Below are 26369 nucleotides of genomic sequence, written 5' to 3'. Positions count from 1 at the left end.
TTATAAATCAGTTTGATCGCCAAGATCAGTGTGTCGTCTCGGTCATTGGCGCAGGTGTATCGGTTACTGGCATATAGTGTGGTTCTGCTGACAGACACCACTGTTGATAGCGCTGATAAAGTTGCTGATAGCGAGCAACCTGGCTGGCGTCTGGTGTCAGAGTGCGCTCAATCTTACAGGCCATCTGACGCTGCGCAGCAGGGACATCGTGATATATTCCTGCGGCCACGGCGGCAAAAATTGCCGCTCCCAGCGCGCAACATTGATCAGAGGCAACAATTTGCAGCGGTCGATTCATCACATCGGCACAAACTTGCATGATAACCGGTGATTTACGCGCGATACCGCCCAATGCCAACACGTTCTCAACCGGAATATCCTGCTGTTCAAAACACTCCATGATAGCGCGCGCACCAAAAGCGGTTGCTGCGATAAAACCACCAAATAGAGTAGGGGCATCGGTTCCCAAATTCAGATCGGTAATAACCCCTTTTAAACGTTGATTAGCATTCGGCGTACGGCGGCCATTAAACCAATCCAATACCACTGGCAAGTGATCCAGTGAAGGGTTCTTTGCCCATTCAGCGGTGAGTGACGCGAGGAGGGTAGATTCAATCTGCTTTAACTGGGGTTGCAATTCGGGTTGTGCCAAGGCGGCCTGACGTAATGGCCAACTCAGTAAACGACTGAACCAGGCATACATGTCACCAAAAGCTGACTGACCTGCCTCCATACCAATCCAACCGGGTACCACACTGCCTTCAACCTGACCGCAAATACCGGCAATGGCGCGCTCACCCACCAACTTGTCATCGGCAATCAGAATATCGCAGGTGGATGTACCAATAACTTTGACCAAGGTATAAGGTAGAGCACCTGCGCCCACGGCACCCATATGGCAATCAAACGCGCCACCAGAGAGCACTACACCGGTCGGTAGCCCCAAACGCTCAGCCCATGCGGCAGTAATTAAACCCACCGGCCGTTCTGCCGTGTAGGTATCAGTAAACATAGGGTATTTAAGGTCGTCTACCAGACGGGTATCCAGTGCCGCCAGGAATTCACGCGGTGGCAATCCTCCCCATGATGGGTGCCATAAGCTTTTATGACCCGCGCTGCATCGCCCCCGTTGAATATCCTGTGGGGCGGTGGTGCCGGATAACAGTGCCGGTACCCAATCACACAACTCAATCCACGACACCGCAGCATCACGCACGGCGGCATCGGCGCGTGTCACGTGCAGGATTTTTGCCCAGAACCATTCAGAAGAGTAGACACCGCCAATATAGCGGGAATAGTCGGCAAATTCGCCACTGCGACATAAGCGATTAATCTCTTCCGCTTCTTCTATAGCCGTATGGTCTTTCCACAGCACAAACATCGCATTGGGATTATCTGCAAATTCAGGGCGCAGTGCCAATACCTGTCCTTGCTCATCAATCGGCGCGGGTGTTGAGCCCGTGGAGTCAACACCAATCCCGACGATTTGCAGGCGCTGCTCTTCTGACAGGCGGCTGACGACCTGACGGATCGCCTGTTCCATGGCTTCTATATAGTCCAGCGGATGATGGCGAAACTGGTTTTGTGCGGCCTGACAATAAAGGCCCTGCTGCCAGCGAGGGTAGTAGACAACTTCGGTATCGATCTCGGTGCCATGTTGACAATCTACCGCCAATACCCGGACGGAATCGCTGCCAAAATCTAATCCGAGCGCTATAGCTTTATTGGTTGATAAAGGACGGTCCGCCGATACAACGCTGGTTGTCATAGTGGTTGCTCCTAACATTTGCAGAAAACAGGAATTCATTGCCAATAACCATAGGAGTGAGTGGCAGCAAGATGTGAGGAGCCGATGGCTGGAAGTATGTACTTTTCTGCTTCCTACAGTGTTTTTGTGATGTCAGTCAAAAGTTAGAGAGAGGTTAAATTTGCTGAATATATGGATAAATAAACTGTAATCCCTGGATGTGATAGCGCTCTACATTCTAAAGCATAATTAACGTTAAAACTGTCAGCGTCTTACCGGGTGTGGTGAGGTTAAGTGGCTTTTAATAAAGCATTCAACCGCACTAAAACTGAAAAATAACATTGATAACGTTTCCACTAAAAATCAGATGATTTGGGTGGTTGACGATTAAATAAACAAAAATCATCTCTTCCTACAAAAATAGTTCGGAGAACACTATGCATAAATTAACTAAGGCGCTGGCAGTGGTTGGGTTAGCGGCAGTTATGTCACATTCAGCTATTGCCGAAAGCATGAAGTTGGGTTTTCTGGTAAAGCAGCCTGAAGAGCCTTGGTTCCAGACCGAATGGAAGTTTGCAGATAAAGCAGGGAAAGATTTAGGTTTTGAAGTGATAAAAATTGCAGTGCCCGATGGTGAGAAAACCTTGAATGCTATCGATAGCCTTGCCGCCAGTGGTGCGAAAGGCTTTGTTATCTGTACACCAGACCCGAAACTGGGGCCGGCCATCGAGGCGAAGGCGCGCAGTTATAACCTGAAAGTGATCGCAGTAGACGACCAATTTGTGAATGCCAAAGGCAAACCGATGGAAAGTGTTCCATTAGTCATGATGGCGGCGACCAAAATTGGTGAGCGTCAAGGACAGGAACTGTGGAAAGAGATGAGTAAACGCGGCTGGCAACCGGGTGAAACGGCGGTAATGGCGATCACCTCTGATGAACTGGACACGGCTCGCCGGCGTACCAGTGGGTCAATGGACGCGCTGAAAGCCGCAGGCTTCCCAGAAAAGCAAATCTATAAAGTACCGACCAAATCCAATGATATCCCTGGGGCATTTGATGCCGCCAACTCCATGTTAGTCCAGCATCCTGAAGTGAAAAACTGGCTGATTGTCGGCATGAATGACAACACCGTGTTGGGTGGTGTCCGGGCGACAGAAGGTCAGGGCTTTAAAGCACCCAATGTGATTGGCATTGGTATCAATGGCGTTGATGCAGTCAGTGAACTGTCCAAAGGCCAGGCTACCGGTTTCTATGGTTCTCTGTTACCAAGCCCGGATATTCATGGTTATAAAAGTATCCAGATGCTGAATGACTGGGTGACCAAAGGTGTTGAACCTCCGAAATTTACTGAAGTGACTGATGTGGTGCTGATCACCCGGGATAACTTCAAAGTCGAGTTAGAGAAGAAAGGCTTGATGTAATTCCGCTATACCCAACGTCATGGGCGTGGCGGCTAACCCTCTGGCCGCGTCAAATTCGAAGGGTATACACGCTATGGCGCACGGGGGCAGGCTACGGCTTGCCCCAATGGACCACACAGACAGGTGGTACCGTGCGACCCAAACTTTATAAGGAAGCCATCATGTCAGCACTCCATTCTGCGTTACAAGCCGAGCTGGAAGCCGAACAGTCACCTTATCTGGCTTTTTGTGGCATTGGAAAAAGTTTCCCCGGTGTTCAAGCGCTGGATGATATCAGTTTTACCTGTCAGGCCGGCCAAATCCATGCCCTGATGGGAGAGAATGGCGCGGGGAAATCAACCTTGTTGAAAATTCTCAGCGGTAACTACTCACCGACTCAGGGTGAAATTCACATTAAGGGCAAAGTAGCTAATTTTGCCAATACCACCGATGCGCTTGATGCCGGTGTCGCTATCATTTATCAGGAACTGCATTTGGTGCCGGAAATGACAGTGGCAGAAAATATCTATCTGGGCCAATTGCCTACCAAGATGGGCATGGTTGATCGCAAATTATTGCGCTATGAATCCAGTTTGCAGCTCTCACATTTGGGGCTGGACATCTCCCCCGATACCCCACTGAAATATCTCTCCATCGGCCAATGGCAGATGGTGGAAATTGCCAAAGCGCTGGCCCGTAATGCCAAAATTATTGCTTTTGATGAGCCGACCAGTTCGCTCTCTGCCAGAGAGATAGAACAACTGTTCCGGGTGATCCGAGAATTACGCGCCGAAGGGCGGGTCATTTTGTATGTATCACACCGGATGGAAGAAATCTTTGCACTGAGTGATGCCATTACGGTGTTTAAAGATGGCCGGTATGTGCGCACGTTTGACGATATGACCCAGGTGAATAACGACTCGCTGGTACAAGCCATGGTTGGGCGCAATTTGGGTGATATTTATGGCTATCAGCCGCGTGAAATAGGGCCAGAGCGCCTGACATTGCAAGAGGTGAAGGCGATTGGGGTGAAATCGCCAATCAGCCTGACCGTCCATCAAGGGGAGATTGTTGGCCTGTTTGGTTTGGTGGGGGCGGGGCGCAGTGAATTACTGAAAGGGTTGTTTGGTGGCACCAGGCTTAGCAGTGGTCAGGTTTTGCTGGATGGCAAGCCACTGACGATTCGTTCACCCATCGATGCCATCACCGCCGGGATCATGTTATGCCCGGAAGACCGTAAAGCCGATGGCATTATTCCGGTTCATTCGGTACAGGACAATATCAATATCAGTGCACGGCGCAAAACACTGACGGCTGGTTGTTTGATCAACAACCGCTGGGAGCAGGAGAATGCGGCACTGCGTATTCAGTCTTTGAATATCAAAACACCCAGCCCTCAACAACTGATTATGAATTTGTCCGGCGGCAACCAGCAGAAAGCCATTTTGGGCCGTTGGTTATCCGAAGATATGAAAGTGATCCTGTTGGATGAGCCAACTCGAGGTATCGACGTTGGGGCTAAACATGAAATCTATAACGTGATTTATCAACTGGCGAAACAGGGTATTGCGGTGCTGTTTGCGTCCAGTGATTTGCCAGAAGTTCTTGGGCTGGCTGACCGAATCGTGGTGATGCGGGAAGGGGCAATCTCTGGTGAGTTAGACCACGGTTCTGCCACTGAAGAACAGGCGTTAAGTCTGGCGATGCTACGCACCCCGAATATTGCTACTGATGCCGCGTCTGCGGTTGCTTGATTGTGAAGGAGTTATCCATGTCCAGCGTTACTTTGAGTTCTGATAAGAAGAACCCGGCATCAACCGAGTTAAAAGGTGGAGCACACAATAGTCAGTCGCAACCACCACAAGATACACCCGCTAAAAGTGGACTAGGACTATCCCGTATTTGGGATAGCTATGGGATGTTGGTAGTTTTCGCGGTGGTATTTATTGGTTGTGTGATATTCGTGCCTAACTTTGGCTCCTTTATCAATATGAAAGGGTTGGGGTTGGCTATCTCGATGTCGGGGATGGTGGCCTGTGGCATGTTGTTTTGTTTGGCATCCGGCGATTTTGACTTATCCGTCGCTTCAGTCATTGCCTGTGCGGGGGTAACGACGGCAGTTGTTATCAATATGACCGAAAATATGTGGCTGGGGGTGGGCGCCGGTTTGTTACTGGGCGCGCTATGCGGGCTGATCAATGGTTTTGTGATTGCCAGATTGAAAATTAACGCCTTGATCACCACGCTGGCGACGATGCAGATTGTTCGCGGCCTGGCCTATATCATCTCTGATGGTAAAGCGGTGGGTATCGAGGATGAGCGTTTCTTCGCATTGGGTTACACCAATTGGCTCGGTTTACCAGCCCCTATCTGGATTACCATTGCCTGTCTGGCCTTGTTTGGCTTCTTGTTAAACAAAACTACCTTTGGCCGCAATACCCTGGCTATCGGGGGCAACGAAGATGCGGCGCGCCTGGCGGGGGTGCCGGTAGTTCGCACTAAAATCATCATTTTTGTCTTATCGGGTTTGGTATCGGCGGCGGCTGGGATCATTTTGGCATCACGGATGACCAGTGGTCAGCCAATGACTTCGATTGGTTATGAGCTGATTGTTATCTCGGCCTGTGTGCTGGGGGGCGTGTCACTGAAAGGTGGGATTGGTAAGATTTCCTATGTTATCGCCGGTATCTTGATTCTGGGGACAGTGGAAAATGCCATGAACCTACTCAATATTTCTCCGTTCTCCCAATATGTGGTCCGTGGTTTGATCCTGCTGGCAGCGGTTATCTTCGACCGTTACAAACAGTTGGCTAAACGGACGCTATAAGTTGCACGGTGACAGAAAAGTCCATAAAAAGCCTATCTGGCTCACAGTTCTGTAATCACTATCGGGCAGCGTGAATTCTGCCCGATAAACTGAAATAAGCACATGCGTTTGCACGCCAATCAGATCAGGACTCCAAGGAGGCTAAATGTACCATCGAATGGTTCAGGAACCGCAACCCAATCCCTTGTTACCCGGCTATACCTTTAATGCCTATCTGGTAGCAGGATTAACCCCGATTCTGGCCGATGGACCACTCGATTTTTTTATCGATAGGCCAGGCGGCATGAAGGGCTATATCCTGAATCTGACCATTAAGGGACAAGGTAAGATTTTTGATGGTGAGAATACCTTTTACAGCAATCCAGGTGATTTGCTGCTCTTTCCCCCTAAGGCATCGCACTATTATGGTCGCTCACCGAACAGTGATTGTTGGTATCACCGTTGGGTCTATTTCCGGCCACGGGCATACTGGGCGGACTGGTTGGAGTGGCATAGCAAAACGCATGAAGTTGGGCGGTTATCTTTGCCTAACAACAACTTATTACTGGAATTTGATCGCCTGTTTGCCAATATTGAACAGACGCAAAAATCAGGACGGCGTTTTGGCGAAGAGTTGGGTATGAATCTACTTGAGCGCTTACTGCTGCGCGCAATGGAAGAAGATCCTCTTAGTCCACAACGCATTATGGACCCTCGAGTGATTGAAGCGTGCCAGTTTATTACCGGCAATTTAGCCGGTGAGCTGCGCATTGACGAAGTTGCACGTCATGTTTGCCTGTCTCCGTCACGTTTGGCACATCTGTTTCGTGAGCAAGTTGGTATCAATATATTGCGTTGGCGTGAAGACCAGCGGGTTATTCGGGCTAAGTTATTACTGCAAACCACGCAAGAGCCGATTGCCACTATTGGTCGCGTGGTGGGTTACGACGATCAACTCTATTTCTCCCGCGTTTTTCGTAAGCGTGTTGGTGTTAGCCCCAGTGATTTCAGGCGTCGTAGCATTGAAACCAACTACCCGCAACGCAGCCTCCGACAGCCAGAATGGCGAGATAATGCTGAGGCCATTGTGCGAATTTAATCTCGCCACTGACATTCAGCCAAAAATTACCTCTTGTCGCGGGAATCATCATGGTGTCAAATCGATTGATCGACTGATATCAATTGGCAAATAGGCTGCGCGAGAGGAAATATAATGGCTGAAAAAATCAAAGTGGGTTTACTGGGCTATGGTTATGCCAGCAAAACGTTCCATGCGCCGCTGATTATGGGCACTCCGGGGCTAGAGCTGGCAGGGGTTTCCAGTAGTGATGCCAGTAAAGTACATGCTGACTGGCCGACAATGGCGGTGGTTTCTGACCCCAAAACGTTATTTGATGATCCTTCAATCGATCTTATCGTGATTCCAACCCCGAATGACACTCACTTCCCGCTGGCTCAGCAAGCACTGGCTGCCGGTAAACATGTGGTGGTGGATAAACCGTTTACCGTGACACTGTCACAAGCAAATGAATTGAAGAAACAAGCAGATGAGGCCCACTTATTGCTTTCAGTATTCCATAATCGCCGTTGGGACAGTGATTTCCTGACGCTGAAAACACTGCTGGCTGAAGGCTCACTGGGGAATGTTGTCTATTTTGAATCTCATTTTGACCGCTATCGCCCGGAGATCCGCCAGCGTTGGCGTGAACAAGCCGGTGCGGGCAGTGGCATTTGGTACGATTTAGGTCCACATCTGTTGGATCAGGCGCTACAACTGTTTGGTTTGCCACAGACGCTAAATGTTGATTTAGGGATGCTGCGCCCTGGTGCGCAATCTGTTGATTATTTCCACGCGGTTCTTAGCTATCCGGGGCAACGAGTGGTGTTACACGGTACGGTGTTAGCCGCAGCAGAAACTGCGCGTTATATCGTGCACGGCATGCAGGGGAGTTACATCAAATTTGGTCTGGACCCACAAGAGGACAGGCTGAAAGCGGGTGAACGTTTGCCACAGGCAGATTGGGGCTACGATATGCGCGATGGAGTAGTGACACTGTCACATGATGGCATCCTCGCTGAAAAACCACTACTGACGTTGCCGGGTAATTATCCTGCTTATTATGCGGGGATCCGTGATGCCATTTTAGGTACTGCTGCCAACCCAGTACCCGTCTCGGAAGCGATAAAAGTAATGGAATTGATTGAACTGGGCATTGCCTCTGATCAACAGAAAAAAACGCTGCCGGTATCGCCAGCAAGCTGATTTTGCTGCTAAATACGCTTATTTGATAGAAACGATAGCCAAAGTCACTGGCGTTGCAGGTAGGCTGCCAGCAGATTTGAACACTGCTGGCAGCGGCCTCACCGAGGCAAGGCCTAAGGATGGGCGGCACAACGCAAACAGCTACCCCCTCTGCAACGTCAAGAACCAAGGTTATATTGAAGGAATACAGTGGCATGTCATGGTTACAACGCTTACGGATAGATAAATTTTTATTAGTGCTGATTCTGGTCGTTATTATTGCTTCTATTTTCCCCTGTGAAGGGGAAGTTAAGGTGTGGTTCGAACATCTGACGACTGCGGCCATTGCATTATTATTCTTTATGCACGGTGCCAAGTTATCCCGCGCCGCCATAGTTTCAGGCATGGGGCATTGGAAACTGCATCTGGTGGTGTTTCTCAGCACGTTTGCCTTATTCCCGCTGTTAGGATTGGGAATGAATGTGTTGGTACCCGGCGTGTTAACACCAACGCTGTATCTGGGTTTCCTCTATTTGTGCGCGTTACCTGCCACGGTTCAGTCAGCTATTGCCTATACCTCTGTGGCGGGAGGTAACGTGGCGGCGGCAATTTGTAGCGCCTCGGCATCCAGTATTTTGGGGGTTTTCCTGTCACCGCTGCTGGTGGGCATGTTGATGCACACCCAAGGGGGTGATACCGACACGTTGCATGCGATAGGTTCTATTATCATGCAACTGATGGTGCCATTCATTGTTGGGCATTTATCGCGCCCACTGATAGCTAAATGGGTTGAGCGCCATAAAAAACGGGTTAATATCACTGACCGGTCATCCATTCTATTAGTGGTGTATGTCGCGTTCAGTGAAGCCGTGGTTCAGGGGATTTGGCATCAAATCGATGGTTGGTCACTGCTGGCAATTCTGGTCTGTTCGATGGTGCTATTGACACTGGTATTAGTCATTAACACCATGGCAGCCCGCTGGCTGGGCTTCAATACTGCCGATGAAATCACCATTGTGTTCTGCGGATCGAAGAAGAGCCTCGCCAATGGTATCCCGATGGCTAACGTGTTGTTTCCCGCCTCAGTAGTCGGTGTGATGGTATTACCCTTGATGATATTCCATCAGGTTCAATTGATGGTATGTGCCGTCCTGGCACAGCGTTACGCGAAACGCGTCGCCAGAGAGCATGCCGAGGCGACTGAATCTTTGGCGTCGGCGGCGCGGGCAGAAACCAAGTAGCCGGTTGCGATCTGCAATAAAAAACGCCGGTACTTCTATGAAATACCGGCGTTTTTAGCTAATTCCTGACCGATTTAGCCACGGATTTTATCGCGCAGTGCCTGTTTTTCCTGTTCGGTGATAAATGCCATCGTCAGGCCATTTTGTTGTGCCTGGCGGATTTCTTGTGCTGTTAGGCCAGCAGCAGGTGCGGCATTGTGATATTCATTAGCAATTTCAATCCCCTGTACCGCTGGGTCATCGGTATTGATCGATGCCATCACGCCATGGCGCAGGAAGGTTGCCAGCGGGTGAGTGGCTAACGAAGAGACGGTGCTGGTCTGAATATTAGAGGTCAGACAGGATTCGATCCCAATGTTGTGTTCAGCCAAATAATCCATCAATTTGATATCTTCAATGGCTTTCACACCATGACCAATACGTTCAGCACCTAACTCGCGGATAGCTTGCCAGATACTTTCCGGGCCAGCGGCTTCACCGGCATGGACGGTAATACGCAGGCCCGCATCGCGCGCGCGATTAAAGTGACTGCGGAACAAACCGCCAGGGAAGCCCAGTTCGTCACCGGCCAGATCCAACGCAGTAATCCCCTCGCGATGTGCCAGTAAACCATCAAGTTCTTGCAAACAAGCTTGTTCACCAAAAGTGCGGCTGAGGATCCCTATCAGGCGGATATCAATATCAAAATCACGACAACCGGACTGCACCCCATCAATGACGGCCTCGACCACACCGGCAACCGGCAATTGGTGTTTCATTGCCATATAGAAGGGTGAAAAGCGCAGTTCGGCATAATGCAAACCGGCATTAGCGGCATCTTCGACATTTTCGTAGGCCACACGGCGGCAAGCATCAAGTGAGGCCAAAACCGCAACCCCCCAATCCAGCTTTTGCAGGAAGCTGACTAGATCTGGCTCAGTTTTAGTGATTTGCACATGCGGGCGCAGTTCGGCTAGCTCATCAGCCGGTAGGGCCAGATTAAATTGGCGACCCAGGTCCAAAATAGTTTGCGCACGGATATTGCCATCAAGGTGGCGGTGAATGTCGGTCAGGGGGAGGCGGGGATCAATCATGCTGTGCACTCACTTTTTATCAGAAGTAGATTCTTGTAGGTAAAGTGCAGAACATTATAAAAACAAATGAATGAAAATATCCACTGCGTTGCATAAAAAAGTGACATAAATCACGAATTGATATGGGCGGACAATATCGCCCGCCCATGATGCCGGCTTTAATTTCAACTATTTATTGCGATTCAACTGCGACCAATCTTTTTTCAGTTCGTACTACCAGCAGATAAGTGAGGATAAATGACAGGCCGAGTGACAAGGTGACACCCAATAGGATGTAGATAAAGTAAGGGCCAATATAGGCCGGTAGGCTGAATATGCTTGATAAAATATAGCCGTACAGCCTTACGCCGAAAAAGGCGATAAATGCAGAGGCAATCGAGCTGCTTATCGTCGTGGCAATAAAGGCTTTTTTGTATTTAGTTAACACACCAAACAGTGCGGGCTCTGTAATGCCCAATAAGCCAGAAACGGCGGCAGACAGCACCACGGTTTTTTCTTGCCGGGTTTTGACATGGAAATAGATAGCAAATGTTGAACCCGCAATGGCCATGTTTGCCATAAACATCATTGGCATTAACATATCAAAACCTTTGTCGGTAAAGTTTTGCAATGCAATGGGGGTCATGGCGTGATGCATTCCGGTAAGAATAGCAATCGGGCGAATGGCACCGACGATAAAACCAGCAAATACCGATGAGATATCAAATAATCCCTGAATACCGAATGCCAGTAGTTTGCCTAAATAAATGCCGGCTGGGCCGATAAACGTCAATGAAACCAATGCGGTGATAAAAAGGGTTAGCGTTGGGGTAAATACTGTTTTCAGCACATCGGGCATAATTTTATCGACCCAACGGTGAATATAACTCAGCGCCAGAATTGAGAAAATAACGGGAATAACACTGGCAGAATAGTTAAATACCGATACCGGCACGATATCCATAAAATAGATGACACTCACCGCGCCCGGGGTATGAGTGGCCAGCGCTTTGGCGGCATCAATGAGTGTGGGATACATCAGGCAGGCTGCCACCGCTGCCGCCAGATATTCATTAGTTTTAAATATCTTAGCCGCAGAAACAGCAAGGAAGAACGGCAGGAAATAGAATACCCCGCTGGCAATTAAATCGATAATCATCACGGTGTCGCTTTGGGCTGAGATGATTTTTAAGGCGATCAACCCTGCCAGTAAGCCTTTAATCATCCCCGCCCCGGCAATCGCCGGAACGATAGGGCCGAATACCCCAGAAACGGTATCCATAAACAGTGAAACCAGACTTTTCCGTGCTTTAGGTGCTATTGCCGTAGTCGCGCTTGAGGGAACATTCTCATCAGGTGACATATTATCAACAATATCTTGATACCAGGCATTTACCTGTGGGCCGATAATGATCTGTACTTGATCACTTTGATTTTGCGCACCTAATACACCTGGCAATTGTTTGATTTTCTGCCATTCGACTTTACTATCATCAATTAAATCAAAACGCAGCCGTGTCATACAATGCCAGACTTTATTTATATTATCCTGACCACCGACCAGTTTAATTATTAACTGACATACCTCAGTCCTTCCCATAAAACCCTCGCACCTGAGCCATTATTTTTATTCACTGTGAATGATAATAAGTTTACTGAAAGTTAAAAACAAACCAATAAAGCATGGGTTACATCACATTATTCGATGGTTAGGGTGTTCTTCGGTGCTTTTTCTATTAATTGGTATGGTTTTTTGCGGTAATTTTCGTGATTCACGAACCAAAAAAAACATTTAAATTTTAGGTTTACAAGGTCAGTGTAAATAAGGTGAAATTAGCGAATACGTCATACGAATTTATTAATTCATGCATCATTGGTTGCCACGTTGAAGAGTCGCAATCTGAGTGTTGTAAAGGAGCATTGCATGCAACCCACGTTGATAACTGGCATTGAATGTCAGATAACCCGGCCTGATCGCCATAATTTAGTTGTGGTTAAGATTGAAACTAATAAAGGGATTGTTGGCCTGGGTTGTGCCACATTTCAGCAGCGTCCCCTTGCCGTTAAAGTGATGGTGGATGAATATCTCCGGCCACTATTACTGGGGCGTGACGCGAATAATATTGAAGACTTGTGGCAGATGATGATGGTCAATGCCTATTGGCGAAATGGGCCGGTGATCAATAACGCGATTGCCGGGATTGATATGGCATTATGGGATATTAAAGGCAAGCTGGCGGATATGCCGCTCTACCAACTGTTTGGTGGCAAATCTAAAGATGCTATTGCCACCTATAGTCATGCCGCCAGTGACTCACTGGATGGGTTGTATGTTGAGGTGGATAACTTGCTGGCGCAAGGTTATCGGCATATCCGCTGCCAGTTGGGGTTCTATGGGGGGAATGCTCAGGATCTGCACGCGACCCGACAGCCAACAATCGGCGCATACTACGATCAAGACCAATATATGGATAACACGTTGGTGATGTTTAAAGCGCTACGCGAAAAATACGGCAATCAATTCCATATTTTACATGATGTGCATGAGCGCTTATTCCCACAACAAGCGGTTCAATTTGCCAGGCAGTTAGAAGCTTATCGCCCTTATTATATTGAAGATATTTTGCCGCCGAATCAGAACGAATGGCTGGAACAGATCCGTAATCAAACGGCGGTACCACTTGCTACGGGTGAATTATTTAACAATCCGGCAGAGTGGAAAGACTTGATAATCAATCGCCGGATTGACTTCCTGCGTTGTCATGTATCACAGATTGGCGGAATTACCCCGGCATTAAAACTTGGGAGCTTCTGCCAGAGTTTTGGGGTTCGCCTGGCATGGCATTGCCCGCCAGATATGACACCGATTGGTGCTGCGGTTAACACCCATTTAAATATCTATTTGCACAATGCAGCAATTCAGGAGTTCGTGGCCTATCCGGCCAATACCCTGAGTGTATTTCCGGGCGCCGTTCAGCCGACAGAAGGCTATTTGTACCCAATTGAACAGGCGGGGATAGGTGTTGATTTTGATGCTCGTTTAGCCGATGAATTCCCGGTTGTTTATCGGCCTCATGAATGGACACAAAGCCGTTTGCCGAACGGAACAATTCATACACCATAGTGGGTCTGAGCGGATTCAGCTCTGGCGGAACTTTAGGTTATCCTGATTAAACGGAATAATATAGGTGCAGGAATAGTCGATATCCACGATATCACTGAATGTGTATACGCGGCCATCCTGCAAAATGCCTCGGTTCAGGATATGCATGGCGGCAATGCCTTTTTTGCATCCAAGCAGTTCAGCTTGTTCTTTATTGATATTAATCGCCTGATAATGGGTTAATGCATGGGACAGGCGATAGCCTTTGCTGAGAATATATTGCTGTATCGAGCTTTCAATGACTTTTTGGTTCAAATCAGGGAAAGCGGCGACTGGCATGCGCGAATTTTCGATTTGAACCTTACGATTATCAATGTAACGCAAACGTGAGAATGCCCAGATAAAATCATCCGCGCTAAGGTTGAAGATCTGTTGTTCTTCATTATCAGGGCGGCGTTTATGCAGATTAATTAAACGAAAACTGATTTGGTTAAATTTCTTTTCGGTAATTGAATTGTATACCAGCGGATTATTACCCACGCCGGGATTAATGAAGATCCCGGCACCTTGCACCATATGCACGGCACCAATGGCTGCCAGCTTCTCTAACGCTTTACGTATGGTAAAACGTGACACGCCATATTCCTCTGCTAACTGGCGTTCCGGCGGCAATTTCTCAGGTAATTTCTCGCCAGACTGATACATTTTACTCAGCAAGTCCTGAGCAATAAATTCTTTCTTTTTCATTTGGTTGTCCAGCACAGATAAACCTAGCCGCGTGATAGTAGTATATCGATTATTGACGTTATCGGCAGCGGGAAAGATGAGATGGGGAGGGGGAGAAACGCCACTCAAGGCATCAAGTGGCGTAATACACGATACTGTTTTACTTAACTGTCGCTATTGTCCTGCAAAAAACGAATACCGTTAATCAGCTTATCCATACCGGCTTCGACCTTGCTGCGGGAACAGCCTACATTCAGACGTAAAAAGCCACGACCCTCTTCGCCATAGGTAAAACCGGGCATAATGGCGACTTTCTCTTTCTCAATTAGCACCTCTTGCAACTGATGGTCATCAATGTTCAAGGGGCGTAGGTCTATCCATGCCAGATAGGTTGCTTGCGGTGGCTGCCAGTTTAATGCCGGGAACGCCACATTAAGGCGCTGTGCCACATAAACCAGATTGGCTTGCAAATAACTGCGTAGCTCATCCAACCATGGTTGCGCCTGCTGGTAAGCCGCAATGTGCGCCACAATGGCCAGTACCGCCGGAGAGGATAGTCCATCACGGCCTTTCAACATTTGAGTGTAGATATCACGGGTTTCACTGTCACTGATAAAACCGTATGCACCCGTTAAGGCGGGGATATTGAATGTTTTGGAACCCGAGGTCAGCAGCGCCCATGGGGTCTGACCTACCTCACTCCAAGGGGTATGTACCTGATTGCCCCAGGTCATATCCATATGGATCTCATCGCTGATAACGCGGACCTGATGGCGTTCACACAGTTCGGCCATTTGCGCCAGCTCTTGTGGTGTCCAGACTTTCCCTGTTGGATTATGCGGACTACACAACAGCAGCACTTTCGTCTGTGGCCGCGCCAACAGTGCCTCCAGATGTGCCATATCACATTGCCACTGGTTATCTACTTTGTGCAGCGGGCAGCTAAGTAGCTGGCGCTGATTAGCGAGAATGACTTTATAGAAGGCGTCATAGGCAGGGGTGTGGGTAACGACGAAATCACCGGGAGCAGACCAACAGCGGATTAGCTGAGCGACCATATAGATAACTGACGGGCCGTAGACCGCCATTGAGGTATCGATATGACAATGAAACCGTTGCAGATACCAATGACGAATTGCACCAAGGAAATCTTCATGCTGCCAGCGGCTATAGCCCAACACACCGTGGGCTATCCGCTGATTCAGCGCTTGCAGAATCACCGGTGCGGTAGGGAAGTCCATATCAGAAATGGTAAAAGGCAACAGGTCAGCAGCACCAAAACGGTCTGCAATATAATCCCATTGGGTACACCAAGTGCCGTGACGATCGACAGGCGTGGAGAAATCAAACATCAGCATCTCGCTTATCAAATATACCCTTGGTCCTTGAAGTTGCGGCGAGTTTCGGCACCTGTTACTCGGCCCATCCCTGGGCCTCAGGCGAGGCCGCTGCAAATCACGCTCAAATCGATTCCCGACCGATTTTTCATGTGCTGTGGCCTACCTGCAACGCCAATAACCTTGGGTATAATTTTTCATGTAACTGGTATTTAGGTAACGGCGCTTAGCGAATTACCGTCCTAAGGCGTCGCAAACTGAGTACTGCTTATCAGTGAGTCTAATTCATCTTTCACCGATTGCACTTGTGGACCAATAACAACTTGCAGATTATGGTCATTCAGTTGAATAACGCCAATGGCGCGGTTGGCTTTTAACGCCTCTTTATCCACCAAATTCATATCTTTAACCGACATCCGCAAGCGAGTAATACAGTTATCCAACGAGACAATGTTATCTGCACCACCCAGCGCATGAAGAATAGCAGGGGAGTTATAACCGGATTTACCGGTTGCAGCGCCATAAGTGGCTTTTTCTGCATTGCTGCTAGCGGTGGTTTCGCTTTCACGGCCGGGTGTTTTGATATTGAAGTACTGAATAGCAAAACGGAAAATCATGTAGTACGCCACGAACCAGATCCCGGCAACCACTGGCACCCAATACCATTTAGTCGCAGTGCCATGCAGAATACCAAATACCACGAAATCAATGATATTACCGTCGGTATTACCAATGGTTACACCCAGCAACGCCATCACAGTAAAGCCCAAACCGGTCAGGATCGCATGGATCAAATACAGGAACGGTGCTACAAACAGGAACAGGAACTCAATCGGTTCGGTGGTACCGCCAATCACACAAGCCACAACACCGGAAATCAACAACCCTTTAATTTTATGTCGGTTTTCAGGCTTGGCACAGTGATACATGGCTAGCGCCGCACCCGGCAGGCCACCGAGGAAGGCGGGCATTTTGCCTTGAGACAGGAAGCGAGTCGCACTTTCTGAGAAGCCGGTGGTGGTTGGACAAGATAACTGAGCCTGGAATATTGTCAGTGCACCACTCACGCTGTGACCACAAACATCCATGGTTCCGCCCGCTTCAGTAAAGCGGATCAATGCCACCAAAATATGGTGCAGGCCGAACGGCAGCAATAGACGTTCGCCACTGCCGAAAATCATCGGCCCGAACATGCCAGCACCGTTAATCAGGCGACCCAGACCGGTGATACCGGCGGCGAAAAATGGCCAGATCAGCGGGATCAACAACCCCACCAGCCCGAGCACTACCGTCGTCACTATCGGCACAAAGCGAGTACCGCCAAAGAAGGCTAATGCATCAGGTAAACGAATGGTGTTGAAGCGTTCATGCAGTAAATAAACAATGACCCCGACAATTACCGCCCCCAGAATCCCGGTGTCGATCGACTGAATACCTAGAATATTTTGAATGTTATGGGTTTTCAGGACTAATGGATCGGTGGTTGGCAACACACCGCTGGTGGTGAGGTAAAAGTTGGTCGCCAGATTCAGCACGGCAAAGCCGACGAAACCAGAGAAGGCGGCTACGCCCTTATTTTCGCGCGCCATACCCAGCGGGATAGCAATGGCAAACATTACGGGCAGGAAACTAAAGGCAAATGAACCCACCTTGCTCATCCAGGTAAATAGTAGCTGGAAGGCAGGATGACCAATTACCGGTAATAGGGTGATGACATCTTTACTGCTGAGTGAACTGCCGATACCCAGCATGATCCCACAGAAGGAGAGCAAGGCGACCGGCAGCATGAAGGTTTTCCCTAAACTCTGGAAAAACTCCCACAGCGTAATTTTTTGTTTTTTTACCGCTGACATAGTGACTCCTGTTTTTCAAAACGCCTGATGTTAAAAATGTCTGCTCTAACCACCGCGGTTCTTAATACGGTGTGTTTATCGCTAAATGGCGACTATTTCGCCTCCCTGTCTGGAGGTTAAACAAGATAAAACGTTTAACCCAGATAATATGAGTGATATGTCACAATTACTGATGCTACTTCTGTATTAGAGTAAATCATCAGATTAAACGTTTAACTTGGCTTGTTTATCAGCGGGTATGACCATTAAAAAAATCACAATTACCGATGTGGCTAAGTTTGCCGGCGTCTCAGTGGCGACAGTTTCATTAGCTATAAGTGGCAAAGGGCGTATCTCTGGGGCAACCGCTGACCGGGTCAATCAGGCAATCGAACAGTTAGGTTATGTGCGAAACCGCCAGGCGGCACAATTACGCGGTGGCGAGTCCGGGGTGATTGGCTTGATTGTGCGCGATATCGGCGATCCATTTTATGCCGCAATGACGGCGGGTTTGAGTGAGGCGATTGAGGCAGAGGGCAAATTGCTGTTTCTGACGCAAAGTGGTCGGGAGGGCAAAGGTCTATTGCGTTGCTTCGATACACTTATCGCTCAGGGTGTTGACGGCTTGGTCCTCGGCGGGGGAGCCAAACGTGAGATGGGATTGCAGGAGAAGGCGGCAGAGCATGATATCCCATTGATTTGCGCGGCACGGTCGAATGTGTTGGAAGGTGTGGATGTCGTGCGCCCTGATAATATGCAGGCGGCTAAAATGGCCACTGAGTTTTTGATTGGCCGTGGTCACCGGCAAATTGCCTACCTTGGCGGGCACTCGCATTCATTGACGCGGGCAGAGCGCTTGGGAGGCTTCTGCGCCACGTTGGTTCAATATGGCCTGCCATTCCGTTCTGAATGGGTGGTTGAATGTGACGGGCAACAGCAGGCGGCGGCAGATGCGGCAGAAGAGCTGCTACGTTATCATCCCAATGTCAGTGCCATCATTTGTCATCAGGCATCAGTGGCATTGGGGGCTTACTTTGGTATCTTACGCACCGGTCGGACTATTGGTAGTGCTGGTGTAGACACCTATCTGGATCAACAAGTGGCACTGATTGGTTTTGGTGACGTGCCGGCAGCCGAATTAACCGAACCACCACTCACCTTTATCACCAGTTCCGCCAGAGAAATTGGTTACAGTGCCGGGCAGCGGTTACTCCAGCGAATTGCCGGTGTTGACCTGCAACTGCAAAATGTCATATTACCGCCGATATTGATCCGCCGAGGGTCTGCTTGATCATGCCTGATCTTGGGGGTTATTCATTAACGCCAAAGCATCGACATCGCCCGCGGTAATCAGATGCAGGTTGCGGCTGATATCTTCTATCGGCCAGTCCCACCAAGCAATAGCCTCGAGTTTAGCTATCGTTGCTGGTGGGAAGCGGCTCTTAATCACGGTTGCCGGGTTGCCACCCACAATGCTATAAGCCGGTACATCACGCGTCACTACCGCTCGTGATGAAATGATGGCACCATTGCCGATGGTCACACCTGGCATGATAAGTACGTCATAACCAATCCAAACATCATTTCCAACGCAGGTATCGCCTTTATAGGGCAGTTCATCCATTGATGGCGTGACGCGCTCCCAACCATTGCCAAAAATATTGAAAGGATAAGTCGAAATACCTGAAATTTTATGATTGGCGCCATTCATGATGAATTGAACCCCGCGTGCCAGCGCGCAGAATTTGCCAATAATCAGTTTGTCACCAATAAACGGGTAGTGATAGAGCACGTTGCGCTCGAAGTTTTCCGAATCTTGTGGATCGTCGTAATAGGTATAATCCCCGATAATAATATTCGGGTTGTTCGTTGTATTTTTGATAAAGCAAACCTGCGCAAAGCCTACCATGGGGTGCTTGCAGTCGGGGTTGGGGCCGGTCATAAGTTTATCTGTCATTGCAACTTCCTGCGTACTGCGTGGACCCAGAGATAAAAAAACGGAGCCATCAGGCTCCGTTCTATGTGTTATTACTGCGACTTATTGCACCAACTATTGTGCCGGAACCGCAGGTTCTGCTGGGGTTGCTGGCATATCTTCTGGTGCGCTGTCGGTGTCTTCTTCAGCAGGTGCCCCGCCAAACATACCAAACAGGCCAACAAACTCTTGCAGTGACATTTTCTGACCATTCAAATTGACCTGATTATCAGCAAAATGGAAGCTGCTGCTGATAACATCATCTTTGGTGGTGGTCAGTTTAAACATCTGGCCCATAGCGGCAATGCCTTGAACCTGTTGTTGTGCCAGCTTCTGAGCTTCTTCCGGGCTGTAGCCTTGCAGGCGTGCGGCCTGGGTCGTCAACTCAGTTGCCATTGCCATCGGGATAGTCAGGGTTGCGTCAACTTTCTTCACTGACTGCGCTAACAGGGGTTCAGCACTTGCTTTAGTCTGCGCCGGATCAACCAAGTCGACATTCAGGGTAAAGGTACTTTCCCCTTTAGCGTTTTTCCAGCTCAGTGGCGCAATGCTCACGGTTGGATTGCCTTTTAACAGCCCTGGAAGATTGGCAATTAACATCTCAGTCATTTGCTCTTGATAGGCAACAGGATCGAGGTTTTCACCCGCCTGAACGGCTTTCAGCACTTGTTGATTATACGCGCTGGTGAACTGCTTCAGGTTTTGGCCATCAAGCTTGTCAAAGGCAAAGGCTAATTTACCGGAACCGAAATCATTACCCTGAGTTTTTAATGCATCGAGGGTGTAGCTCAGTTTGCCGTTCAGGTCTTTATCCGTTTCACCCAATTGGGTATTAAGGTTAAAGCCAACCAGTGTTGCCATCTCTTTGCCATCAAGACTGAAACCAATTTGCTTGATAGCGACTTGCTGATCACCAATGCTGAGATCAAATTTACCCATTTTGCTGTCACTTTTCAGCGTCAGGCCCTGCACGCTGAATTGTTCCAGTTGGTCCCACTGATTTTTGCTGGTGAAGACGATATTCTCGCTGCTACCGCTCATCTTCACATTACGCATATCGCGCGAAACATCGGCATCAATGGTAGCACCAGAGAATTTCATGCTGGTGGTATTTTGCTGATAATCGATAGGAATAAAGGTAATGGCGGAAGAGGTATCACCGCTGTATGAAATGCGTGAATCCGCAGTAAACGGTGATTGGCCTTTGGTAACATCAAATAGCTTTTTCAATGCAGGGGTATTGGCAAGTTCGGTATGTACCGATGCCATGCTCGGGATCAAATTGAATTTCTTCAACTGCGCGAACGGGAATGGGCCGTGATCGATAGTTTCGATAAAAGCGATTTCATCACCGTCTTTTAACGCTTTTTCACCCACGACACTGCTATCTGCTTGCAGCACATAGCGAACCTGGCTACGGAACAAACCACGTTGGTAATCTGTATAGGCGAGTTTGACACCAGCTTTAGGCAGCAATGTTCTGATCTGCCCGTTTGCGGTGTTAACCAGTTCACCCATCCGTTGTTCAATCAGTTTGCCGGTATACCATGAGGCTCCAGTCCATGCTGCGCCAAGTACGACAATGACGCTGACAGCCACTAACGATTTTTTCATTGTTCTGTTCATCCTTTTCTAATACACCAAATTCACTATGTTGAACGCGGTAATGAGTTGCTGGTGAAAAACCACCCAAGAGAATGCCTGAAAAACAGTATTCACCAAATTAATATAGGCATAGATTAACCGGACACAAATATTATTGCGACGATAACTATCCTGAAACGGCAAGCGTGAGTTCTGTGTAATAACAAAACTCCGCCATTGCGACTATGGAATCTATCTATCACGACAGCAAAAAGCCAGTTATTGACAACAAAATGAGTGACTTCGTTCAGTCTGCGTTGTAAACACGCGCAATAGAGCCAATTCCTTGCACTGTAACCGGTGATTCATTCGCCGGGATAAAACAGGATTCGCCTGGTTGTAGGGTGATTTCCTGCTGCTGTTTTTTCAATATAGCCTGACCCTGAATACAAAACACAATTGCCGCGCTAGGTTGTGCCAACACTTGAGTCTCGGCCGTTACTGTATGCAGTGAAAAAGCAAAATCCTCAACTGGGATAGGGAAGGCCAGTTCGTTGCCTTGCTGTTTTGGCGTGGTCAGCAGAGTATCAGCCGGTTTGGGGATAAATTGCAGATTGGCCATCAGTTCGGGAATATCGATAAACTTAGGCGTCAGGCCCGCGCGTAATACGTTATCGGAGTTTGCCATCACCTCTAGTGCCACGCCGTTGAGGTAGGCGTGCGGTGTTTCAGCATACAGGAACATGGCTTCACCCGGTTGCAGGGTCACGACATTTAGCAATAAGGGGGAGAACAAGCCGCTGTCATCAGGGTAAAAACGCGAGATACTGCGGATGGTATCCCAAGGTTCACCTAACTGGTTATTTAAGGCTGCTTTCAAAATTCCCAGCGCGAGCGTTTTTGGGTCGCCAGCCAAACTCAGTAAACTGGCAAACAGGGCCGCTAAGTGTTCAGTATCCGGTTCGCGCAGGAATGCGGCGATATCGGGATGCGCTGCCGCTAAGGGGTGGAGTAATGCCTGAATATCTTCCAGTGTACGGAAACCATTCATAGCCTGAAAGGGTGTTAGCGCATAGACCAGTTCCGGCTTATGGTTGGCATCTTTATAATTTCTTTCGGCAGCATCCAGTGGGATACCCGCCTGATTCTCTTTGGCAAAACCAATTTCGGCGGCGGTTTTACTGGGATGAACCTGAATCGATAACGGTTGTGCCGCACAAAGTACTTTGAACAGGAATGGTAGCTCACCAAAACGGTTGAAAACATCATGGCCCAGATTAGCATCGGGATCTTGTTCGATCACATCACGCAATGAATGCCACTGGCCGTTAGCATCTGCCACCTGTGAGCTGCTCTTCGGATGCGCGCCCATCCACAGTTCAGCCATTGGTTTCCCCTGTGGATTTGCTATGCCATAAAGCTGAGTGAGGGCGTCGGTACTGCCCCAAGCGTAGTTTTGCACTGCATTCTTCATCTTTTGCATGTTTACGTTCTGCCGTTTGTTAAGGGCCAAATTAAGGGTTACACACAAATCAGCTATTTTATATGACTAATCGCGCCTGACCCTGCCGCCCAATAAAATTGTCCCTTAGTAAACAATGGCGCTACGGGGGTTGCAAGTAGTAATCGGAGGGTGGGGGGCCAATTGAGCGAAAACGGGCACTACCGCCGTTTAATGTCGCGAAGAGGGCGTAACATCGACGCCCTTATTTAGGAAAGTGAGAAAACCGATAAGGTAAATACGGCGAAAATCACCGGGCAAAAGATAGCGCTTGCCCTTGCCATCCAGTGGTACGCAGGAATTGTTCCCAGGTTAAACTGGCCGGATTTACTTGTCGGCTCCAAAGCAGATCTCGCTCTTTACGGAAGTAACCGTACTCTACCGTATACTCAGCCATACCGATTACTTCATCCACTAATCCCCCAATGCTGGAAAATGTGGGGAAGTGTTGACACAGCTCCTCACGTGTAAACGCCGAGCTGTAGCGGGCTTTTTTCCCCGTCACACGGCTAAATGTTTCAACCATCTCTTTGGGTGAAATGATCTCCCCGATAACAGGCAAAGATTGGCCCGCGTACAGGTCCTTATCATCAAAAATCGCTAACACCGCTGGGCCGGTCGCTGTCAATGGGTCGACAAAAGGTGCGCAAAAATCTTCAGGTAGATAGAGAGGAAAGACTAAAGTATCTCCTTCCATTCGTGGCTGATAGAACTCAAGCAGATTAGTGTAAAAAAACGCCATGTAGATAAATGAACTGGTGACGGGCAGTGTACGAATGTAGCTCTCAACCCGGCTCTTATCAGTAAAGTGTGGCACCCACTTTTTCCCTTCGGTAATCTTTTCTACGTTTTCCAGACTAGAGAATACAATATGTTTTACCCCCGCTTCGACGGCGGCATCTGCTATTTGTTTACCTAACGCTGTTTCGTGTGTTTCCGCGTGGCTCGCCTGCGGCGTGATAGCGGGCGTCATTAGAAACGCGCCATATGCCCCTTTAAATGCTTGAACAAACGTCTCTTTATGGCCCAATTCTAGCGGTACTGCCATGAGTTCTGCCCCCTGAAGCGCCAGCTCTTGCGCTTCTGGGGAATCTACCCGCCGCGTTAGCGCGCGTACTCGGTAGCGCTGACTCTCTAGTAGCGTGCGCACCACACTACGCCCTTGTTTACTCAATGCTCCCACAACTGTGATGAGTGGTTTGCTATTCGATAACATCAACTGTCTCCTGATAATCCCTACAACATGAACTTGCATTATGATGACGGCTGAGGGATAAGAGAAATCGATTGTTTTATATTAAGGAATCCACCAAATGGATACCACACGGATAGATCTAAACCTGTTGGTCACCCTGGAAGCTTTGCTTGCTGAACAGAATGTAACCAAGGCCGCAGCGCGACTTAATCTCAGCCAGCCCGCAGTTAGTGCGCAACTGAATCGCTTGAGAGAGGTATTTGACGACCCTTTGCTGGTTCCTGCGCGACGGGGGATGACGCCGACTGCAAAAGCGCTGGAGTTACTTACTCCGCTGCGTGCGTCTTTAGACCAACTGCGCCGCACGCTGCAATCGCACAAGGATTTTTATCCCGAGCGGGCTCAACTGACGGTCACCATTGCGGGTACTGACTACATACAGGCTGCGGTCGTCATGCCGCTGGTTTTGGCCTTACGGCAAAGATCACCGGGGGTCCGTATTGCCGTTCGTCACTATAATCCGAGCCAGTTGGAACAACAGTTGGCCAGTGGCGAAGTTGATATAGCGGTTATTACACAAGGTGCCTATCATGCGCGTCTAAGAGCACGCCATTTGTTCGATGAAACTTATGTACTCATCGGGCGGAAAGACCACCCGGGGCTTAGAGACAAGTTAACAATGGAAGATTTTACCCAACTAGAGCATGTCATTGTTTCACCTTCCGGGGGCAGCTTCACCACACCAATAGACGATGCTCTGGCGGCATTCGGATTTCAACGTAATGTTGTTATGTCGGCAGCGTCATTCCTTTTTGTTCCTGAGATAGTCGCCACTAGCGACCTTGTGGCTTTAATTCCACGACGATTGTGGCAAGTGCAGGGGCAATCGGATCGATTCACGATGGTTGAGGTTGGCTGGCTTGCGGAGCAATTTGATGTCAGCTTAGTTTGGCATGAGCGCAGTCATAGTCATGCTGGCCATGGTTGGATCCGAGATTTGATGGTTGAACTGAGTGGTCACAAGGATGAGTGCGCTAATTAGCAGTGTGTTTTAGCCGCAGGCTCGTTATGAGAATATTGATCACAAAATGATATAAATGCGAATCAATCGCATAAAGGTAACAGCAAATGTGCCATGATAGTGTCATGTCGCCAGTGAGACTGGTATGACATACCTCAACCGTTCAGTTCTACATGCTAAGGAGACCGTGATGGCGACCACCCGCAGTGAAAAAGACTCTATGGGGCCTATCGATGTACCAGCAAATCAATTATGGGGCGCACAAACCCAGCGTTCACTGGAACATTTCCGTATCTCGCAAGAAAAAATGCCGACGGCACTGATCCATGCTCTGGCACTGACCAAACGGGCAGCGGCGCAGGTCAACATGGATTTAGGGCTACTACCAGCCGAACGGGCAAAGGCCATCATGCGTGCCGCAGATGAAGTTCTGGAAGAGTGTCATCCGAGTGAGTTTCCACTGTCTATCTGGCAAACCGGGTCTGGTACCCAGACCAACATGAATATGAATGAGGTTTTGGCGAACCGTGCCAGTGAGCTGTTAGGCGGCGAGCGCGGAAACAATCGGTTAGTGCATCCTAATGATGATGTGAATAAAAGCCAAAGTTCAAATGATGTCTTCCCAACGGCGATGCATGTTGCTGCGGTTATCGGGTTGCGGCAACATCTGTTACCGGAACTCAAAACATTGCAGGAGACACTGGCACACAAAGCGTACGCCTTTCGCGATATTGTGAAGATTGGCAGGACGCATTTGCAAGATGCTACGCCATTGACCTTAGGGCAGGAGATCTCGGGCTGGGTGGCGATGCTATCTCACAGCGTGCAGCATATTGAAGCGACCATTCCTCATCTGTGTGAGTTGGCGTTAGGGGGGACGGCGGTAGGAACCGGGCTGAATACGCATCCAGAATATGCCGTGCGAGTAGCCAAAGAGATTGCGGCGCTTACCCATCAACCATTTATCACTGCGCCTAATAAGTTTGAGTCATTAGCGGCTTGTGATGCATTAGTTCATGGTCATGGGGCTTTAAAAGGACTTGCGGCTTCATTGATGAAAATTGCCAACGATGTGCGCTGGTTGTCCTCCGGCCCTCGCTGCGGCATTGGTGAAATCGCGATTCCTGAGAATGAACCGGGCAGTTCAATCATGCCTGGCAAAGTGAATCCGACACAGTGTGAAGCCATGACGATGTTATGCGCACAGGTTATGGGTAACGACGTGGCCATCAATATTGGTGGAGCATCCGGTAATTTTGAATTGAACGTCTTCCGCCCGTTGGTGATTCATAACTTCCTGCAATCAATTCGTTTGCTGGCCGATGGTATGCGCGGTTTTAATGAACATTGCGCGGTGGGTATTGAGCCAAATCGTGACCGTATAACGCAGTTACTGAATGAGTCTTTGATGTTAGTTACCGCGTTGAATACCCATATTGGTTATGACAAAGCTGCCGAGATTGCGAAAAAGGCCCATAAAGAAGGGCTTACACTCAAAGCTGCCGCCTTGAAATTAGGCTATCTGACCGGGGAGCAGTTTGATGAATGGGTCAAACCGGAGGATATGGTTGGTAGTATGAAGTAACCACCGGCCAAGCAAACAATTA

20 protein-coding genes are annotated in these 26369 nt (G+C 48.9%); 10 read left to right on the top strand and 10 right to left on the bottom strand.

All coding sequences use genetic code 11. The features are described 5' to 3' along the window. Positions 1-25: 25 nt before the first annotated feature. Positions 26-1768, bottom strand: coding sequence for a ribulokinase (locus V1956_RS13505; protein ID WP_442825222.1), 1743 nt, complete (start codon positions 1766-1768; stop codon positions 26-28). Between the two features lie 416 nt (positions 1769-2184). Between V1956_RS13505 and V1956_RS13500 the strand changes: the two genes are divergently transcribed. From V1956_RS13500 to V1956_RS13475, 6 genes are all read left to right on the top strand, one after another. After that, positions 2185-3168, top strand: a complete 984-nt coding sequence (locus V1956_RS13500) for an arabinose ABC transporter substrate-binding protein (RefSeq protein ID WP_083158872.1) — start codon at positions 2185-2187, stop codon at positions 3166-3168. A gap of 161 nt (positions 3169-3329) precedes the next feature. After that, positions 3330-4901: an L-arabinose ABC transporter ATP-binding protein AraG gene (gene araG / locus V1956_RS13495; protein WP_442825221.1), complete on the top strand. Its 1572-nt coding sequence runs from the start codon at positions 3330-3332 to the stop codon at positions 4899-4901. Positions 4902-4918: 17 nt separating this feature from the next. Further along, positions 4919-5974: an L-arabinose ABC transporter permease AraH gene (araH, locus tag V1956_RS13490; RefSeq protein ID WP_372559003.1), complete on the top strand. Its 1056-nt coding sequence runs from the start codon at positions 4919-4921 to the stop codon at positions 5972-5974. Between the two features lie 145 nt (positions 5975-6119). After that, positions 6120-7052 carry an arabinose operon transcriptional regulator AraC gene (gene araC / locus V1956_RS13485; RefSeq protein WP_083158871.1) on the top strand — a complete coding sequence of 311 codons (933 nt, stop codon included), beginning with the start codon at positions 6120-6122 and terminating at the stop codon, positions 7050-7052. Positions 7053-7166: 114 nt separating this feature from the next. Then, entirely contained in the window at positions 7167-8216 is a 1050-nt protein-coding gene (locus tag V1956_RS13480; protein WP_372559004.1) for an oxidoreductase, read from the top strand. A gap of 194 nt (positions 8217-8410) precedes the next feature. Continuing rightward, positions 8411-9436: a bile acid:sodium symporter family protein gene (locus tag V1956_RS13475; protein WP_420074333.1), complete on the top strand. Its 1026-nt coding sequence runs from the start codon at positions 8411-8413 to the stop codon at positions 9434-9436. 74 nt (positions 9437-9510) lie between these two features. Here the strand turns inward: V1956_RS13475 and add are convergent, their stop codons facing one another. Then, a complete protein-coding gene (gene add / locus V1956_RS13470) occupies positions 9511-10509 on the bottom strand; it encodes an adenosine deaminase (protein WP_420071110.1) in 999 nt (332 codons plus the stop codon). 172 nt (positions 10510-10681) lie between these two features. Then, on the bottom strand, positions 10682-12088 hold the full coding sequence (locus tag V1956_RS13465) for a PTS transporter subunit EIIC (protein WP_420071109.1): 1407 nt from the start codon (positions 12086-12088) through the stop codon (positions 10682-10684). A gap of 324 nt (positions 12089-12412) precedes the next feature. Between V1956_RS13465 and V1956_RS13460 the strand changes: the two genes are divergently transcribed. Continuing rightward, positions 12413-13612 (top strand): enolase C-terminal domain-like protein, encoded by a 1200-nt coding sequence (locus V1956_RS13460; RefSeq protein ID WP_442825220.1) that lies wholly within the window; start codon positions 12413-12415, stop codon positions 13610-13612. 15 nt (positions 13613-13627) lie between these two features. Here the strand turns inward: V1956_RS13460 and V1956_RS13455 are convergent, their stop codons facing one another. The 3 genes from V1956_RS13455 to malX all read right to left on the bottom strand — a co-directional run bounded on the left by V1956_RS13455 (position 13628) and on the right by malX (position 17507). Further along, the gene (locus V1956_RS13455; RefSeq protein ID WP_372559009.1) at positions 13628-14338 is read right to left on the bottom strand and encodes a GntR family transcriptional regulator; all 711 of its coding nucleotides are present in this window, start codon (positions 14336-14338) and stop codon (positions 13628-13630) included. Positions 14339-14481: 143 nt separating this feature from the next. Further along, a complete protein-coding gene (locus tag V1956_RS13450; protein WP_372559010.1) occupies positions 14482-15669 on the bottom strand; it encodes a MalY/PatB family protein in 1188 nt (395 codons plus the stop codon). A 227-nt stretch (positions 15670-15896) separates the two neighbouring features. Next, positions 15897-17507: a maltose/glucose-specific PTS transporter subunit IIBC gene (gene malX / locus V1956_RS13445; RefSeq protein ID WP_442825219.1), complete on the bottom strand. Its 1611-nt coding sequence runs from the start codon at positions 17505-17507 to the stop codon at positions 15897-15899. A 238-nt stretch (positions 17508-17745) separates the two neighbouring features. Between malX and malI the strand changes: the two genes are divergently transcribed. Then, positions 17746-18777, top strand: a complete 1032-nt coding sequence (malI, locus tag V1956_RS13440) for a Mal regulon transcriptional regulator MalI (RefSeq protein WP_442825218.1) — start codon at positions 17746-17748, stop codon at positions 18775-18777. On the opposite strand, the gene vat(F) is transcribed toward malI, so the two are convergent. The 4 genes from vat(F) to V1956_RS13420 all read right to left on the bottom strand — a co-directional run bounded on the left by vat(F) (position 18778) and on the right by V1956_RS13420 (position 23762). Continuing rightward, positions 18778-19443 carry a streptogramin A O-acetyltransferase Vat(F) gene (vat(F), locus tag V1956_RS13435; protein WP_420071105.1) on the bottom strand — a complete coding sequence of 222 codons (666 nt, stop codon included), beginning with the start codon at positions 19441-19443 and terminating at the stop codon, positions 18778-18780. It lies immediately after the preceding gene. A gap of 93 nt (positions 19444-19536) precedes the next feature. Next, positions 19537-21075, bottom strand: a complete 1539-nt coding sequence (locus V1956_RS13430) for a YdgA family protein (protein ID WP_442825217.1) — start codon at positions 21073-21075, stop codon at positions 19537-19539. A gap of 277 nt (positions 21076-21352) precedes the next feature. Next, the gene (gene manA, locus V1956_RS13425; protein ID WP_372559013.1) at positions 21353-22528 is read right to left on the bottom strand and encodes a mannose-6-phosphate isomerase; all 1176 of its coding nucleotides are present in this window, start codon (positions 22526-22528) and stop codon (positions 21353-21355) included. Positions 22529-22796: 268 nt separating this feature from the next. Beyond that, the gene (locus V1956_RS13420) at positions 22797-23762 is read right to left on the bottom strand and encodes an NmrA/HSCARG family protein (RefSeq protein WP_083158858.1); all 966 of its coding nucleotides are present in this window, start codon (positions 23760-23762) and stop codon (positions 22797-22799) included. Between the two features lie 97 nt (positions 23763-23859). On the opposite strand from V1956_RS13420, the gene V1956_RS13415 reads away from it, so the two are divergent. Further along, entirely contained in the window at positions 23860-24783 is a 924-nt protein-coding gene (locus V1956_RS13415; protein ID WP_372559015.1) for a LysR family transcriptional regulator, read from the top strand. Positions 24784-24952: 169 nt separating this feature from the next. Continuing rightward, complete coding sequence (gene fumC / locus V1956_RS13410; protein WP_420074330.1) at positions 24953-26347, top strand: class II fumarate hydratase; 1395 nt, start codon at positions 24953-24955, stop codon at positions 26345-26347. Positions 26348-26369: the final 22 nt, after the last annotated feature.

The organism is Yersinia sp. 2540 StPb PI (genome assembly GCF_052217165.1).
In the GTDB taxonomy this organism is placed as follows: domain Bacteria; phylum Pseudomonadota; class Gammaproteobacteria; order Enterobacterales; family Enterobacteriaceae; genus Yersinia; species Yersinia enterocolitica_E.
This window is presented reverse-complemented; position numbering and strand designations above follow the sequence as displayed.